The following is a 15,776-nucleotide window of genomic DNA, read 5'->3' on the forward strand; positions in this document are numbered from 1 at the left end:
GCGGCATACCCGTCTCCCTGCCCGGGTCGCTGCGCGGCACCGGAAGGTCGGGGGCGTGCGCGAGGTGCCATAGAGTTGGGTCTCGTGGCCGTTGACTTCCAGCAAGAGATCAAGAACCTCCGCAACACGATGGACTCGGTGCGTGAGGTGACTGACCTGGCCTCCGTCCAGGCCCAGATCACCGAGCTCGAGGCCAAGGCGTCCGCCCCCGACCTGTGGGACGACCCGGATGCCGCCCAGCAGGTCACCTCCGCCCTGTCCCGGGCCAACTCCGAGTACGAGCGCGTCACCGGCATGGACCAGCGGATCGACGACCTCGAGACCCTCGTCGAGATGGGCACCGAGGACGGCGGCGACGCCGACACGATGATCGAGGCCGAGAAGGAGCTCGTGTCGCTCCAGAAGGCGGTCGGCGAGCTCGAGGTCCGCACCCTGCTGTCGGGGGAGTACGACGAGCGGGCCGCCGTGATCACGATCCGGGCGGGCGCGGGTGGGGTCGATGCCGCCGACTTCGCCGAGATGCTGATGCGGATGTACCTGCGCTGGGCCGAGCGGCACAACTACCCCGCCCAGGTCATGGACACCTCCTACGCGGAGGAGGCCGGGCTCAAGTCGGCCACCTTCGAGATCAACGTCCCCTACGCGTTCGGCAACCTCTCGGTCGAGGCCGGCACGCACCGGCTCGTGCGGATCAGCCCGTTCGACAACCAGGGGCGGCGGCAGACCAGCTTCGCAGCGGTCGAGGTCATCCCGCTGATCGAGCAGACCGACTCGATCGAGATCCCGGAAAACGAGATCAAGGTCGACGTCTTCCGCTCCAGCGGTCCCGGCGGCCAGAGCGTCAACACCACCGACTCCGCGGTCCGGATGACGCACATCCCCACCGGGATCGTGGTCTCCATGCAGAACGAGAAGTCGCAGATCCAGAACCGTGCGGCCGCCCTCCGGGTGCTGCAGTCCCGGCTGCTGCTCCAGCGCCAGGCCGAGGAGGCCGCCGAGCGCAAGGAGATGGCCGGCGACGTCAAGGCGTCGTGGGGTGACCAGATGCGGTCCTACGTCCTGCAGCCCTACCAGATGGTCAAGGACCTGCGGACCGAGTACGAGGTGGGCAACCCCTCGGCCGTGTTCGACGGAGACATCGACGGCTTCATCGAGGCCGGTGTGCGGTGGCGCAAGGAGCAGCAGAAGCTCGACGGCTGACGCGGCTCGGTCCGGGCGAGCCGCAACGCCGAGGAGGCGGGGCTGCGCGGCATACCAAGGTTGGCGACCTATCCTCGGGTGGGCGTGCGCCACCAGCGCACGTATGCCGTTTCCGTCCCGTTCCGCCCGTATCTCCCCGTGAGGCTCACCCACCGCGCATGATCCGTTTCGAGAACGTCAGCAAGGTCTATCCCCGGTCGACCCGACCGGCGCTGAGCGACATCAACCTCGAGGTCGAGCGTGGTGAGTTCGTCTTCGTGGTGGGCGCCTCCGGTTCGGGCAAGTCCACCCTGCTGCGCCTGGTCCTCAAGGAGGAGGGCGTCACGCAGGGGACCGTCCTGGTCGCTGGTCAGGACGTCGGCAGCCTGCCGGCCCGCAAGGTGCCCCGCCTGCGCCGCGAGATCGGCACGGTGTTCCAGGACTTCCGCCTGCTGCCCAACAAGACCGTCTACCAGAACGTCGCCTTCGCGCTCCAGGTGCTCGGTCGCTCGGGCCACGCCATCCGGCAGGTCGTGCCCGAGACCCTGGAGATGGTCGGCCTCGAGGGCAAGGAGAAGCGCCTCCCGCACGAGCTCTCCGGTGGCGAGCAGCAGCGCGTCGCCATCGCGCGCGCGTTCGTCAACAAGCCGCCGATCCTGCTGTGCGACGAGCCGACCGGAAACCTCGACCCCACCACCAGCCTCGACATCGTGCGGCTGCTCGACCGGATCAACCGCACCGGCACGACGATCGTGATGGCCACCCACGACGACGACATCGTCGACCAGCTCCGCAAGCGCGTCGTCGAGCTGCGCAACGGCCACATCATCCGTGACGAGAACAAGGGCGTCTACGGGAGTGGTCGCTGATGCGCATCCAGTTCATCCTCAGCGAGATCGGGATCGGTTTGCGCCGCAACCTGTCCATCGCCATCTCGGTGATGCTGGTGACGATGGTGTCGGTCTACCTGATGGGCATCGGGTTCCTCGCGCAGGGACAGGTCGACACCCTCAAGGGCTACTGGTACGACCGCATCCAGGTCTCGATCTTCATGTGCGGCAAGGACTCCCTCGACGTCAACTGTGACGGCAAGGCGGTCACCGACGAGCAGCGCGACGCCCTGCGCAGCCAGCTCGACGAGATGAAGCCACTGGTCAAGAACGTCTACTACGAGTCCGAGCAGCAGGCCTTCGACCGGTTCAAGGAGCAGTACCGCAACTCGCCGCTGTCGGACTACCTGCAGGTCGGCGACATCCCACAGAACTTCCGCGTCCAGCTGTCCGACCCCAAGAAGTACGAGGTCGTGGTGAGCGCCTTCGAGGGGGCCCCGGGGGTCGGTCGCGTCCAGGACCAGCAGAAGACCCTCGACAAGCTGTTCAAGGTGATGAACGTCGTCACCATCGGCTCGCTGTTCCTCGCCGGGCTGATGGTGCTCTGCTCGATCCTGCTGATGGCCACGACGATCCGCCAGGCTGCCTTCAGCAGACGGCGCGAGACCGGGATCATGAAGCTGGTCGGTGCCTCGAACTTCACCATCCGGCTGCCGTTCGTCATGGAGACCGTCCTGGCCGCCCTGACCGGCACCGGTCTGGCCATCGCCGGGCTGTGGGTGACGGCGGACTCGCTGCTCCCGCGCGTCTCCGCGGTGCTGCAGGACGCCCCGCTCGTCGGCGCCCACGACATCTGGTTCGTGGCTCCGTGGCTGGTCGGCTTCATGCTCGTGGTCTCGGTCCTCACCTCGTGGGCCACGCTGCGCCGCTATCTGCGCGTCTGACCCGGGCCCACTCGGGCCAAGGTTGCTGGGGGAGCAGTCGGCCGATCGGACATTTCACAGGTGCCAATCCCCGGATACGGGTGTGGTTTGTGTTACCAATGAGGCCTATGAGCGCAATCCCCCCGCCTTCTCGCGCCCACCTGCCCCTCGGTCGCGGGTCCCGCCGCGTCCGCCTGCTGGCCCTCGGGCTGGCGGTCGCCTGCTCAGTCGGTGTCGCCACCCCGTCGCTGGCCGCCGCACCCGTCCTGGGGTCCGCGGTCGGGACCGCGCCGGCCGCTGGTGACCCGGGCAAGGCGAAGAAGCAGGTCGACAAGGAGATCGAGTCCCTCAAGGAGGAGCTCGAGGACACCTCGGCCAGCCTGAAGAACGCCTACCTCGCGCTGCGGCGCACGCAGGCCGCTCTGCCGGGGGCCCAGGCCGCGCTCGACCAGGCCACTGCCGCCGTGTCCAGGGCCGACGCCTACAACGACGAGATGGCGGTGCGGCTCGAGGTCGCCCGCGCCAACGAGGCCCGCGCGGTCGACGAGCTCGCGGCCACCCGCGCCCAGCTGGCCGAGACCCGCACCCGCGTGGCCCGGTTCGCCGCGCAGCTCTACCAGGACCAGGGGATGGGCCAGCTGTCCGTGGCCCTCAGCGCGACCACGCCCGACGACTTCGCCAACCGCATCGCGATGAACGACACCGTGATGGACGTGCAGAACCAGTCGCTCACCCGGCTCGCCACCGCCCGCGCCGCGGCGACCGCCCAGGAGGCGCACATCAAGGCGCTCAAGGTGCAGGTCCAGGCGGCCAAGAAGCAGGCCGAGGCCGCTCTGGCCAAGGCGCAGAAGGCCCGCTCCGCTGCGGCCGCCGCGAAGGCCAGGCTCGACGCCCTCGCCGCCAAGCAGACCGCCCAGTCCAAGGCGCTCGAGGCCCAGAAGAAGGCCGAGAAGACCAAGCTCGACGCCGCGCAGAAGGAGCAGGCGAGGCTGCAGCGCGTCCTCGTCGCCCGGGCCAGGGCCGCGAAGCTCGCGGCGGCCCGTCGCGCCGCCTGGCTGCGCAAGCACCACAAGCCGGTGCCGCCGCCGGTCTCGTCCTCCGGCGGCTACCTGTCGCGCCCGTCCGAGGGCTGGATCTCCTCCGAGTTCGGGATGCGCTACCACCCGATCCTGCACTACTGGCGCCTGCACGCCGGGCGCGACTTCGCGGCCAACTGCGGCACCCCGATCAGGGCGGCGGCGTCCGGCCACATCATCTCGCGCGGCTGGGGCGGCGGCTACGGCAACCGGATCATGATCGACCACGGCATCGTCCGCGGCGTCGACCTCGTGACCACCTACAACCACATGGAGCGGTATGCCGTGCGCGGCGGCAACGTCTCGCGTGGCCAGGTCATCGGCTACGTCGGGACGACGGGCTCGTCGACCGGCTGCCACCTGCACTTCGAGACCTACGAGGACGGCATCCCGAGGGACCCGCGACGCTGGCTCTGAGGTCGGTGGCCGTCGACTGGCGGGTGGTCCGGCGCGCCGCACGGAAACCGACTGGCCGGCATACCCGGTCCGGCAGGTAGCGTTGCCTCGCCGGGGTCGGCTGTCGACCACGGCGACCCAACGATGACCGAAGGACGTGCAGTGGCCAAGGAACAAGGTCGCAAGGTGGTGGCGAGCAACAAGAAGGCGCGCCACGACTACCTCATCGAGGACACCTTCGAGGCCGGGCTCGTCCTGATGGGCACCGAGGTCAAGTCGCTGCGGATGGGTCGCGCCTCGCTCATCGACGGCTACGCGACCTGGCGGGGCGACGAGCTGTGGCTCGAGGGCGTGCACATCCCCGAGTACGTCAACGGCAACTGGACCAACCACACCCCGCGGCGCCGCCGCAAGCTGCTGCTGCACCGCGCGGAGCTGGCCAAGATCATGAAGAAGTCGACCGAGAGCGGCCACACCATCGTGCCGCTCCAGCTCTACTTCAAGGACGGCCGGGCCAAGGTCGAGATCGCGATCGCCAAGGGCAAGAAGCAGTACGACAAGCGGCATGCCCTGCGCGAGCGCCAGGACACCCGTGACACGCAGCGCGCGCTCAGCCAGGCCCGGCGCGCCTCGGGCGAGGGACGCTAGGGGCATGCGCGTGCGCGGGGGCGGACGCCGGTATGCCGCCGGGGCGGGGCTCGCCCTGCTGCTCGCCTCCGCTGCGCTCGTCCTCGGCGCCTCGAGCGCCGTCGCTGCCGCCCCGGACGACCTGGCCACCCGGTTCCACGTCGACATCACGGCCAACGAGGACGGCTCGCTCGACGTCGTCGAGAACATCACCTGGCACTTCCCGCAGGGGGAGGAGCGACACGGCATCGAGCGGTTCGTCACGGTCCGCGTGGGCTACCAGGACCGCACGGACACCTTCCGCGAGTACCCGCTGTCCCAGGTCTCGGCCAGCTCACCCTCGGGGGCGCCGGCCGACGTCTCGGTGACCGACGCGACCGACGGCTCGGCGATGCGGATCCGGGTGGGCCGGGCCGACGAGACGGTGAGCGGCACGCAGACCTACGTCGTGCGCTACCACCTCGGGGCCTACGTCAACGGCTTCACCGACCACGCGGAGGTCTACTACAACCTGGTCGACGCCTCCGACGACAACGTCTACGAGGACGTCAGCGCCACCGTGACCGGACCGGGGGCGAGCGACCGGGCCGAGTGCTTCATCGGGGAGTTCGGCTCGACCGAGCGCTGCACCGCCACGCCGGGCGCCAGCGCCCAGTTCAGCGCGCCCAAGGCCGGGGCCGGCCAGGGCGTCTCCATCCTGGCGTCGCTGCCGATCGACGGGTTCGGCCCGCTCGACCCGGTGCTCCACGAAGGGCAGGTCTCCGACGACGGCGTGATCGTCACCTCGACGACGTCGAAGGCGCTCGGCGCGCTCGCGGCCGGCGCCGGGATCACCATCCCGCTGCTCGCGGCCGGGCTGATGGGGACCCTCGTCTACACCCGCGGGCGCGACGAGCAGTACGCCGGGCTCACCCCGGGGCTCAGCCCGGTCGTGGGGGAGGAGGGGCACGTGGTGCGCGGCCGCAGCGGCCCCGTCGCGGTCCAGTTCACCCCGCCGGACGGCGTGCAGCCCGGGCTGGTCGGCACGGTCATCGACGAGACCGCCAACACGATCGACGTCTCCGCCACGATCATCGACCTCGCCGCCCGTGGCCACCTCACCATCGCCGAGGAGGAGGGCGGCTTCCTCCAGGGGAAGGACTGGCGGCTGACCCGCACCACCCCGACGGCCGAGCAGTCCCGGACCGCGCTGCTGCCCTACGAGGAGGCGCTCCTCGTAGGCCTCTTCGAGAGCGGCCCCACGCGCACCCTCTCCAGCCTGAAGAACCACTTCAAGCCGACCTTGGGCCGGGTCCAGCAGCTGATGTACGACGAAGTGGTGCGGCGCGGCTGGTTCCGTCGCTCGCCGGAGTCGCAGCGCGCGACCTGGACGGCCCTCGGCGCGATCCTGGTGGTTGGCTCGTTCTTCCTCTTCGTGTGGCTCGGCGGTCCGCTCTCGGACCTCGGGGCCGGCACCGGCCTCCCGATCCCGCCGGCCTTCATCCTGCTCGGCGGACTGGTCCTGGCCGGCCTCATCGTCGGTTTCCTCGGCCAGCGGATGGCCGCCCGCACCGCCGAGGGCAGCGCGGTGCTCGCCCAGTCCGAGGGCTTCAAGCAGTACCTCGTGACCGCCGAGGCCACCCAGATCAAGTGGGAGGAGGCGCAGGACATCTTCAGCCGCTACCTCCCCTACGCCATCGTCTTCGGGGTCGCCTCGCAGTGGGCGGCCACCTTCCGCCAGGTGGCCGAGGCGGCCGCGGCCGCCGGACACTCGATGGCGGCACCGCTCTGGTACATCGGCTCGGGCGGGTTCGACTACGACGGCATCGCCCGCGACATGGACTCCTTCGCGACCACCGCTGGGGGCACCTTCACGAGCACGCCCGGCAGCTCGGGAGGCTCCGGCTTCTCCGGGGGCGGCGGCTTCTCCGGCGGCGGTGGAGGCGGCAGCTCGGGCGGTTCCTGGTAGGGCCTGCGGCCCGACGCTGGAGGGCGATGTCCCGGCCCTCCGTGCAGGTATCCCTCCAATTGGAACGAAACCTGCAGCCTCGCACCGGTACGCCGCGTGCGGAGGTCCGCACGCGGCATACCGACGACCGGGCTCAGTTCTTGAACGCGTCCTTGACCTTCTCGCCGGCCTGCTTGAGGTCGGCCTCGGTCTGGTCGGCCTTGCCCTCGGCCTCGAGGCGCTCGTTGTCCGTCACCTTGCCGGTGGCCTCCTTGGCCTTGCCGGACAGGTCCTCACCCATGTTCTTCATCTTGTCGTCGGCGCCCATGGCAATCTCCTTTGGGTAGGGGTTGATGTGTCCGGCCTACCCGGTTTGCCGCGGCCCAAACGGGGTGTGGGCGGTGGCGGGCTACGAGCTGATCACGAGGATGAGGTCGCCGCCCTCGACCTGCTGCTGCGAGCCGATGGCCAGCCGCTGCACCGAGCCGGCGACCGGCGCGGTGATGTTGGCCTCCATCTTCATCGCCTCGATCGTCGCCACGACGGCACCGGCCTCGACGCTCGCGCCCTCCTCGACCGCGAGGCTGACGACCCCGGCGAACGGCGCAGCCACCTGGCCCTTCGCTGCGGGATCGGCCTTCTCGGCGGCCTTGACGTCGACCGCGATCCGCTCGTCCCGCACCTGGACGGGACGCAGCTGGCCACCCATCGTGAACATCACGGTGCGCATGCCGCGGTCGTCGGCGTCCGACACCGACTGGAGGCCGAGCAGCAGGCGCTTGCCGGGCTCGAGGTCGATCTCGTGCTCGAACCCGACCTCGAGCCCGTGGAGGAACTCGCGGGTGCCGAGGACGGCCAGGTCGGAGTAGGCGTCCCGGGACTTCTCGAACTCGGTCGTCGGACCCGGGAAGAGCAGCCGGTTGAGGGTGTGCCGAGGATCGGCCTGGAGGGCGGCCCGGTCGTCGTCGCCCAGCTCGGTCACGCGCGGCTTCGGGGTGCGACCCTCGAGCGCCTTGGTGCGGAACGGCTCGGGCCAGCCCCCGGGCGGGTCACCCAGCTCGCCCGAGAGGAAGCCGATCACGGAGTCGGGGATGTCGTACTTCGTGGGGTTGGCCTCGAAGTCCGCCGGGTCGGCCTTGGCCCCGACCAGGGCCAGCGCGAGGTCACCCACGACCTTGCTGCTGGGGGTCACCTTGACGATGTTGCCGAGGATGCGGTTGGCCGCGGCATACATGTCCTCGACCTCCTCGAAGTGGTCGCCGAGCCCGAGGGCGATGGCCTGCTGGCGCAGGTTGGAGAGCTGGCCGCCGGGGATCTCGTGCGTGTAGACGCGACCGGTGGGGGAGGGCAGGCCGGACTCGAACGGGAAGTACAGCTGCCGCACCGCCTCCCAGTAGGGCTCGAGGTCGTTGACCGCCCGGAGGTCCAGCCCGGTGGCCCGCGCGGTGCCGTCGGTGGCGGCGACCAGGCTCGACATCGGCGGCTGGGAGGTGGTGCCGGCCATCGCCGCGCTCGCGACGTCGACCGCATCCACTCCGGCGTCGATGGCCGCGAGCAGGGTGGCCAGCTGGCCACCGGCGGTGTCGTGGGTGTGCAGGTGCACCGGCTGGTCGAACCGTTCGCGCAGTGCGGTGACGAGGGTGCGGGCCGCCGGGGCGCGCAGCAGGCCGGCCATGTCCTTGATGGCGATGACGTGGGCCCCGGCCTCGGCGATCTGTTCGGCGAGGTGCAGGTAGTAGTCGAGGGTGTAGAGCTTCTCGTCCGGGCTGGTGAGGTCGCCGGTGTAGCAGAGCGCGACCTCCGCCACCGCGGTGCCGGTGGCGCGGACCGCCTCGATGGCCGGACGCATCTGGTCGACGTCGTTGAGGGCGTCGAAGATGCGGAAGATGTCGATGCCGGTGCCGGCCGCCTCGGTGACGAAGGCGTCGGTGACCTCGGTCGGGTAGGGCGTGTAGCCCACGGTGTTGCGCCCGCGCAGCAGCATCTGGAGCGGGAGGTTGGGCATCGCCTCGCGCAGGGCCGCGAGCCGGTCCCACGGGTCCTCCGCGAGGAAGCGCAACGCGACGTCGTAGGTCGCACCGCCCCAGGCCTCGACCGACAGCAGCTGGGGCGTGAGCCGGGCGACGTGGGGGGCCACGTGCATCAGGTCGCGGGTGCGCACCCGGGTGGCCAGCAGCGACTGGTGGGCATCGCGGAAGGTGGTCTCGGTGACGGCGACGGCCTCCTGGGCCCGCAGCTCCTCGGCGAACGCCTGCGGGCCGACGCGCAGCAGCCGGTCGCGGGCACCGGGCGGCGGGGGAGTCGACCGGTCGATGGCCGGCAGCTTGGCGCGCGGTGAGACGCGGGTGCGGCCCGGACCGTGCGGCTGGTTGACCGTCACGTCGGCGAGGTAGGTGAGCAGCTTGGTCCCACGGTCGGCCGGGATCCGCGCCGTGCGCAGGTCGGGGCGCTCGTCGATGAACGACGTCGAGAGCCGGCCGGCCTGGAAGTCCGGCTCCTCCAACAGGGCCTGGAGGAACGGGATGTTGGTCGACACCCCGCGGATCCGGAACTCGGCCAGGGCCCGGCGGGCGCGCCGGACCGCCGTCGGGAAGTCGCGGCCGCGACAGGTGAGCTTGACCAGCATCGAGTCGAAGTGGGCGCCGATCTCGGCCCCCACGAAGACGGTGCCGCCGTCGAGCCGGACACCCGCGCCGCCGGCGGAGCGGTAGGTGGTGATCCGGCCGGTGTCGGGCCGGAACTCGTTGGCCGGGTCCTCCGTGGTGATGCGGCACTGGAGCGCCGCCCCGCGGATCTGCAGGGTGTCCTGCGAGAGCCCGAGGTCGGCCAGCGTCTCGCCGCTGGCGATCCGCAGCTGCGAGCTGACCAGGTCGACGTCGGTGATCTCCTCGGTGACGGTGTGCTCGACCTGGATCCGCGGGTTCATCTCGATGAAGACGTAGCGGCCGTCGGGGGAGAGCAGGAACTCGACCGTCCCGGCGTTGACGTAGCCGATCTCCTTGGCGAAGGCGACGGCGTGGGCACACATCCGCTCGCGCAGCTCGGGGTCGAGGTTGGGGGCCGGCGCGATCTCGACGACCTTCTGGTGGCGCCGTTGCACCGAGCAGTCGCGCTCGAACAGGTGGATGACGTTGCCCTCGCCGTCGGCGAGGATCTGCACCTCGATGTGGCGGGGCTTGACCACGGCCTGCTCGAGGAAGACGGTCGGGTCACCGAAGGCCGACTCGGCCTCGCGCATGCAGGCCTCGAGCGCCTCGCGCAGGTCCTCACGACGCTCCACCCGTCGCATGCCTCGGCCGCCGCCACCGGCGACGGCCTTGGCGAAGATCGGGAAGCCGATCTCCTCGGCTGCGGCCACGAGGGCGTCGATGTCGGTGCTGGGCTCGGCGCTCTGGAGCGTGGGGAGCCCGGCCTGCTTGGCGGCGGCGATGGCTCGCGCCTTGTTGCCGGTGAGGTGCAGGACCGAGGCCGGCGGGCCGACGAACGTGACGCCGGCGTTGGCGCAGGCCTCGGCGAGGTCGGGGTTCTCGGACAGGAAGCCGTAGCCGGGGTAGATCGCGTCGGCGCCGGCCTCGACGGCCGTCCGCACGATCGCCTCGGGGTCGAGGTAGGCGCGGACCGGGTGGCCCTGCTCGCCGATCCGGTAGGCCTCGTCGGCCTTGAGCACGTGCTCGGACTTGCGGTCCTCGTAGGGGAACACGGCGACCGTCTTGGCGCTGAGCTCGGTGGCGGCGCGGAACGCGCGGACCGCGATCTCACCCCGGTTCGCGACGAGGACCTTGCTGAACACTTGACCTCCAGGTGGTCGGCCCCCAGGAGGTGGTGGGAGCCGGCGAAGTTCGAGGAGCACGGGGCGGGCAGGGTGGCTCCGATCCTAGTGAGGTCCCGACAAGTGAGACGGCCCGCCCGCGATGCGGACGGGCTCGTCGTCTCCCCGGCTCTGTTGGAAGCGAAGCTGCCGGATCTCCGGGCGTTTCGCTTCCAACAGGGCGGGCGGGAGAGGGGTATGCCGTGCGGGCGTCAGTTCGCGACGGTGAACCGCTGGCGGCGGTGGCGCGGCTGCTCCAGCTCGTCGACCAGCGCGACGGCGTAGTCCTCGGCGCTGATGGAGCCGCCGGCCGGGGTGTCCAGGGCGACCAGGTAGCTGCCGGTGCGCTCGCCGGGCGCGATCACCGGGGCCGGCGAGACGAAGGTCCAGTCCAGGTCCTCGGGAGCCGTGCGGAAGAGGTCCAGGGCGGCCGCGCCCGAGGTGGCCTCGGCGGCATACTCCGGCGGGAAGCCGGGGGAGTCGAGCAGGCGGGTGCCCTCGGGGGTGAGCAGCGAGCCGGCACCACCGACGAAGAGCACCCGGGCCCCGATGGCGTGGTCGACGAGGTTCTGCACGGACTCGAGCCACGGCTCGTGGCTCTCGCCGGTGCGGCTCGGACCGGTCGCGGAGAGGACGACGTCGTGGGTCGTCGCGGCGTCCTTGACGGTCGTCTCGTCGGCGAGGTCGCCCGTCGCCGCCGTGACACCGGGCGGCAGCTGGCCGCCGCGGCGGGTGTAGCCGGTGACCGCGTGGCCGCGCGAGACGGCCTCGGTCGCGATCCGCGAGCCGATCATGCCGCTGGCGCCGAACAGGGCGATCGTCAGCTGGGTGTTCTTCGTCATGGTGGTGCCTCTCGTTCAAGGGTGGTGTCGAAGCGGGGATGGTGGATCGCTGCGACAGTAACCATTGGTAACTGAGCACTTCAACGTGCTATAAGTACCTCATGGTTACCAAGCGCGACGAGCTCGAGCGGGGCAACGCCTTCGACCCCGACTGCCCCACCCGGGTGGTGCTCGACCGGATCGGTGACAAGTGGACGGTCCTGGTGATCGGCGCCCTCATCGACGGTCCGCTGCGCTTCACGGCGCTGCGCCAGCGGGTCGGCGGCGTGGCCCCCAAGGTGCTCACCCAGACCCTGCGGGCGATGGAGCGCGACGGGCTGCTCACCCGCACGGTGTTCGCCCAGGTGCCACCAAGAGTGGACTACGCGCTCACCGACCTCGGGGTCTCGCTGGGGGGACCGATCGCCGTGCTCACCGACTGGGCCGAGGCCCACGTCGGCCGGATCGTGGCCGCCAGGGACGATTTCGAGGCCCAAGGAGCGTAGGTTGGGCGACCGGTCGCGGCTGCGGCCGCTGCCCCACGCTCCCCGCTCGAGGAGATCCCCCCGTGACCGGCACCGCACGACGCCTGACTCACCGCTCGCCGCACCGCCCGATCTCGCACCGCCCGATCTACCGCCTCCCGGCCCTGGCTGCGTTGGCCCTGGCCCTGACCTCGCTGGCCGCCTGCGCCGACGACGCTGAACGAGCGGGGGGTCCGACCGGGGCCGGGGCGACCACCAGCTCGGCAGGGACGGCCGCCACCACGGTGCCGACCACGAGCACCCCGCCCACCCGCCCGACCACGGCCACCCGCACGGCTCGTCCGGCGGCGTCGCGGACCGGGACGGCCACGAGCCCGCCGCGGGCCACCCCCAAGCCGTCACCCAAGCCGGCACCGAAGCCGCCACCCAGACCTTCGCCCACGCCCGCACCCACGCCGCCGTCCAGTGGCGGGGTCGCGGGGCAGGTCCTGGCGCTGGTGAACTCCCAGCGGTCGAAGGCGGGCTGCCGTGCGGTGCGGGCGAACTCCGCCCTCCAGACCGCCGCGCAGCGACACAGCGCCGACATGGCGGCGAAGGACTACTTCTCGCACACCAGCAAGGACGGCCGCACCTTCGCCGACCGCATCCGCGCCGCTGGCTACCGGGGCAGCACGATCGGCGAGAACATCGCCGCCGGGCAGAGCACCGCCTCAGCCGTGATGAGGTCGTGGATGGCCAGCTCGGGCCACCGGGCGAACATCCTCAACTGCTCCTTCACGGCCCTCGGCGTCGGCCATGCCACCGGCGGGTCGTACGGCCACTACTGGACCCAGGACTTCGGGGGCTGACCGAGCCGCGGGTGCCCGCTGTCGCGCCCGCGGCTCGGTCGGCTGTCCGGCTCAGAGGTCGAGCGGTCGCAGCACCTCGGAGATCCCGTGCGCGATCTGCGCGTTGCCCTTGTTGAGGTTGGCCCGCACGACCCAGGGGTTTCGGTCACTCGGGTCGGCGTCCACCACCGAGACGAAGAACCGGCCGACCACGTCGACCTGCACGGTGCCACCGGACGCCGCGGTGAGGGTCGCGCCGTCGGCGGCCAGGGCCTGGCGGTAGGTGATCGTCGCCCCCGGTACCACGTGGTAGAGCAGGACGGCCTCGACGGTGTCGATGCCCAGGGAGGCGACGTCGGCGAAGACGGCCGACTCCGAGGTGTAGTGCTTGCCGGTGAGGTCGGACGCGAGGTGGCGGAAGGCCCGGTCGGTGGGCAGGAACGCCGTGAGGGCGACCGTCCCGTCGGCCAGGACCCCGACGGCCGAGCCCGGCTTGGCGGTCAGCACTGCCGTGACCGCGGTGTCGACGATGTCGAAGTCGTTCCAGTTCCGGTCGAAGCCGGACCCGTCCCTGGCGAGCACCGCCGCGAGGCTGCGGGTGCCCGTGGCGGCGTGGTCCCACCCGTGCGCCGTGGCGGATGGTGCGCTGACGAGGGCGGCCGTGCCGGCGAGGCCGAGGGTCACCATCGCTGTCGTGAAGCGTCGAGCGAACATGCTTGTCCTCCAGGAATCCACTGCGGTGTGGTGGTCCCGGAAGCGCGGTCACCGCTGGCCGCACGTCCGGACCCTGCGCGTGGGGTTCGACGCCGGCCTCCCACTGGATTGGACAAACCTTGGACAGAGGGCCCCGGGGCGGAAATACGTGCGGGGCCGTCGGCGTTGGACGGTAGGCTGTGGGAGCAGCACCAACTGAACAGTGGACGTGTGAACACCCCTGCACTCGCAGGAGCACGGGGGTGATCGGTTTCGACATTGGTCGGCATTTCAGGGGAAGCGGGTCGAGGATGCCCGGTTATCTCGTTAACGATCCTGGCAAACCAATAGGTGCCGATTCCAAGCGCACCGACTTCGCCCTCGCCGCCTGAGCGAGCTCCGAAGTCCGTCAGCCTGAGCTAGTTCTCGACTCAGTGTCTGGCGTCAGCTAGAGAACTTGCTGCGCAGTCATGTCGGGGGACTGCGCGGGACTCTTACTCGACTGGGCCTGTCAGTGGACGTGTGCGTGCGAGCACTGGGGCCGAGAAAATCCACAGCGCACTGCACCCGGAGAAGTCCTGGATTCCCGTCAGTGGACGCGGGTTCAATTCCCGCCACCTCCACCACCGCGGTGTTCACACGCCAGTTCAGCCACCGAGGCCCGGTCGTTCGCGACCGGGCCTTCGTGGTGCCCAGCACGACGAGCGAGCCACGCGGCATACCGGCGTTACCGCAGGCGCAGGGGTATGCCGCCGGGCCGGCTTTGCGAGGATGGGCCCCATGCTGCGCGACGACACCCTCGCCGAGGAGCGGATCGGGTCCCGCGACCTGACCGACTGGCGCACCCCTGCTGGCCGTCGCCTCGCGGGCTGGGTCGTGGGGCACGCCACCGGGCTCGCGCGGTGGAGCGCCGCGCACCTCGTGCTCGTCGTGACCGCTGTGGTCGGGGGCGCGGTGGCGGTGGCGCTCACCGCGGTGGCTGCCGAGGTCTACGACGCCGTCACCGAGGCCGACGGCATCGCCGGGCTCGACCAGCCGGTGCTCGACCAGGCCATCGCCTGGCGCTCGCCCGGGCTCGACCACGGGGTCACGCTCTACACGGACATCGGGGGCCCGGTGGGGATGCCGGTCCTCGCCACGGTGCTCACGCTGCTCATGGTGTGGCGCTGGCGGTCGCGGACGCCGCTGGTGCTCGTGCTGATCGCAGCGGCCGGGTCACTGGCCATGACCACGACCGGCAAGGCCGTGATCGGGCGGGCCCGGCCACCGCTGTCGGAGGCCGTGCCGCCCTACGAGAGCTCGCCCAGCTTCCCGAGCGGCCACACCCTCAACGCGACCGTCATCACCGTGGTCCTCGTCTACCTGCTCCTGCGGCGGCTCGACTCGGCGTGGGCGCGGACCACGACGGTCGTCGTCGGCGCTGCGTTCGTCCTGTCGATGGGGCTGTCCCGGGTCTTCCTCGGGCACCACTGGCTGACCGACGTGGTGGCCGGCTGGGCGCTCGGGCTCGGCTGGGCGGCCGCGGTCATCACCGCCCACCGGCTCTTCCTGACGGTGCGTCAGGCCAGGTCGGCGACCCAGTGGTCGCCCTCCTCGCGGAAGCCGAGCCGGGCGTAGTAGGGGTTGACCATGCCGGGGGGCGTCACGATCTGGCGGATCCCCTTGCCACGGAACAGCCCGCTGCTCCGGTAGACGAACTCGCCGGGGGAGAAGTCGCGGAACCGCGGCGTCACGTAGTCGAGCTCCACCTGGGCCACTCCGTCCCCCGCGTCGCGGACGACGACGACCCCGACGGTCTCGTTGCCGCGCTGAACGAGGTACGCGCTGCGACCCGCGCCCAGGGCTCCTGCGTCGAACTGCGGGAAGTACTTGCGGATGTCGGCACCCTGCACCTTGAGGAAGTGCTGGAGGTACGACTCGTCCGGTCCGACCGCGACGACCTCGTAGACGGACTCGTCGCCGCGCTCACGGAGCAGCTTGGCGACCATCCAGATGTTGATGCCGGCCGTCACGGTGTTCATCCCCACCATCGGCCAGACGTGCAGCATCGCGTTGAACACGATCAGCGTGCAGCTTGCGGTGAGGTTGAGCAGCCGGAAGCGCAGCACGCGCTGCTGGAGGAGGGAGAAGATGAGCAGGGCGGAGCCTGCCCAGCCCAGGGCCTGGATGGACCACGACGTCATG

At 70.9% G+C, this 15,776-nt stretch carries 15 protein-coding genes and 1 other RNA gene; 10 read left to right on the forward strand and 6 right to left on the reverse strand.

Annotation, left to right across the window (positions count from 1 at the left end):
* Positions 1-84: 84 nt before the first annotated feature.
* The 6 genes from prfB (at position 85) to ASG95_RS06765 (ending at position 6,979) form a co-directional block, all read left to right on the forward strand.
* A complete protein-coding gene (prfB, locus tag ASG95_RS06740) occupies positions 85-1,200 on the forward strand; it encodes a peptide chain release factor 2 (RefSeq protein WP_056923731.1) in 1,116 nt (371 codons plus the stop codon).
* Positions 1,201-1,358: 158 nt separating this feature from the next.
* Positions 1,359-2,048 (forward strand): cell division ATP-binding protein FtsE, encoded by a 690-nt coding sequence (gene ftsE, locus ASG95_RS06745; RefSeq protein ID WP_056923730.1) that lies wholly within the window; start codon positions 1,359-1,361, stop codon positions 2,046-2,048.
* Entirely contained in the window at positions 2,048-2,953 is a 906-nt protein-coding gene (gene ftsX, locus ASG95_RS06750) for a permease-like cell division protein FtsX (protein ID WP_056923729.1), read from the forward strand. Before ftsE ends, ftsX begins: the two co-directional genes overlap by 1 nt.
* 107 nt (positions 2,954-3,060) lie before the next feature.
* A complete protein-coding gene (locus ASG95_RS06755) occupies positions 3,061-4,425 on the forward strand; it encodes a M23 family metallopeptidase (RefSeq protein ID WP_057376968.1) in 1,365 nt (454 codons plus the stop codon).
* Between the two features lie 141 nt (positions 4,426-4,566).
* A complete protein-coding gene (smpB, locus tag ASG95_RS06760) occupies positions 4,567-5,052 on the forward strand; it encodes an SsrA-binding protein SmpB (RefSeq protein WP_200961977.1) in 486 nt (161 codons plus the stop codon).
* Between the two features lie 4 nt (positions 5,053-5,056).
* Positions 5,057-6,979 carry a DUF2207 domain-containing protein gene (locus tag ASG95_RS06765; protein WP_057376970.1) on the forward strand — a complete coding sequence of 641 codons (1,923 nt, stop codon included), beginning with the start codon at positions 5,057-5,059 and terminating at the stop codon, positions 6,977-6,979.
* A 133-nt stretch (positions 6,980-7,112) separates the two neighbouring features.
* On the opposite strand, the gene ASG95_RS20765 is transcribed toward ASG95_RS06765, so the two are convergent.
* The 3 genes from ASG95_RS20765 to ASG95_RS06775 all read right to left on the reverse strand — a co-directional run bounded on the left by ASG95_RS20765 (position 7,113) and on the right by ASG95_RS06775 (position 11,608).
* Positions 7,113-7,286 (reverse strand): CsbD family protein, encoded by a 174-nt coding sequence (locus ASG95_RS20765; RefSeq protein WP_082592397.1) that lies wholly within the window; start codon positions 7,284-7,286, stop codon positions 7,113-7,115.
* 81 nt (positions 7,287-7,367) lie between these two features.
* On the reverse strand, positions 7,368-10,748 hold the full coding sequence (locus ASG95_RS06770; RefSeq protein ID WP_057376971.1) for a pyruvate carboxylase: 3,381 nt from the start codon (positions 10,746-10,748) through the stop codon (positions 7,368-7,370).
* A gap of 230 nt (positions 10,749-10,978) precedes the next feature.
* A complete protein-coding gene (locus ASG95_RS06775) occupies positions 10,979-11,608 on the reverse strand; it encodes an NAD(P)-dependent oxidoreductase (protein ID WP_235543523.1) in 630 nt (209 codons plus the stop codon).
* A 101-nt stretch (positions 11,609-11,709) separates the two neighbouring features.
* Between ASG95_RS06775 and ASG95_RS06780 the strand changes: the two genes are divergently transcribed.
* Positions 11,710-12,093: a helix-turn-helix domain-containing protein gene (locus ASG95_RS06780; RefSeq protein ID WP_057376972.1), complete on the forward strand. Its 384-nt coding sequence runs from the start codon at positions 11,710-11,712 to the stop codon at positions 12,091-12,093.
* A 127-nt stretch (positions 12,094-12,220) separates the two neighbouring features.
* Here ASG95_RS06780 and ASG95_RS22000 read toward each other — a convergent pair whose 3' ends face one another.
* On the reverse strand, positions 12,221-12,658 hold the full coding sequence (locus ASG95_RS22000; protein WP_235544263.1) for a hypothetical protein: 438 nt from the start codon (positions 12,656-12,658) through the stop codon (positions 12,221-12,223).
* Here ASG95_RS22000 and ASG95_RS22005 point away from each other — a divergent pair.
* On the forward strand, positions 12,606-12,920 hold the full coding sequence (locus tag ASG95_RS22005) for a CAP domain-containing protein (protein ID WP_235544165.1): 315 nt from the start codon (positions 12,606-12,608) through the stop codon (positions 12,918-12,920). The two genes, ASG95_RS22000 and ASG95_RS22005, sit on opposite strands and share 53 nt — an antisense overlap.
* 51 nt (positions 12,921-12,971) lie before the next feature.
* On the opposite strand, the gene ASG95_RS06795 is transcribed toward ASG95_RS22005, so the two are convergent.
* Complete coding sequence (locus tag ASG95_RS06795) at positions 12,972-13,613, reverse strand: fasciclin domain-containing protein (protein ID WP_057376975.1); 642 nt, start codon at positions 13,611-13,613, stop codon at positions 12,972-12,974.
* Positions 13,614-13,851: 238 nt separating this feature from the next.
* On the opposite strand from ASG95_RS06795, the gene ssrA reads away from it, so the two are divergent.
* Together ssrA and ASG95_RS06800 are read left to right on the forward strand one after the other, a co-directional pair.
* Positions 13,852-14,218, forward strand: a transfer-messenger RNA (tmRNA) gene (ssrA, locus tag ASG95_RS20775).
* A gap of 154 nt (positions 14,219-14,372) precedes the next feature.
* Positions 14,373-15,209: a phosphatase PAP2 family protein gene (locus ASG95_RS06800; protein ID WP_157581775.1), complete on the forward strand. Its 837-nt coding sequence runs from the start codon at positions 14,373-14,375 to the stop codon at positions 15,207-15,209.
* On the opposite strand, the gene ASG95_RS06805 is transcribed toward ASG95_RS06800, so the two are convergent.
* A complete protein-coding gene (locus ASG95_RS06805) occupies positions 15,152-15,775 on the reverse strand; it encodes a hypothetical protein (RefSeq protein WP_057376977.1) in 624 nt (207 codons plus the stop codon). The two genes, ASG95_RS06800 and ASG95_RS06805, sit on opposite strands and share 58 nt — an antisense overlap.
* Position 15,776: the final 1 nt, after the last annotated feature.

Origin of the sequence: Phycicoccus sp. Soil803 (assembly GCF_001429685.1) — a bacterium.
Classification (GTDB): Bacteria; Actinomycetota; Actinomycetes; order Actinomycetales; family Dermatophilaceae; genus Pedococcus.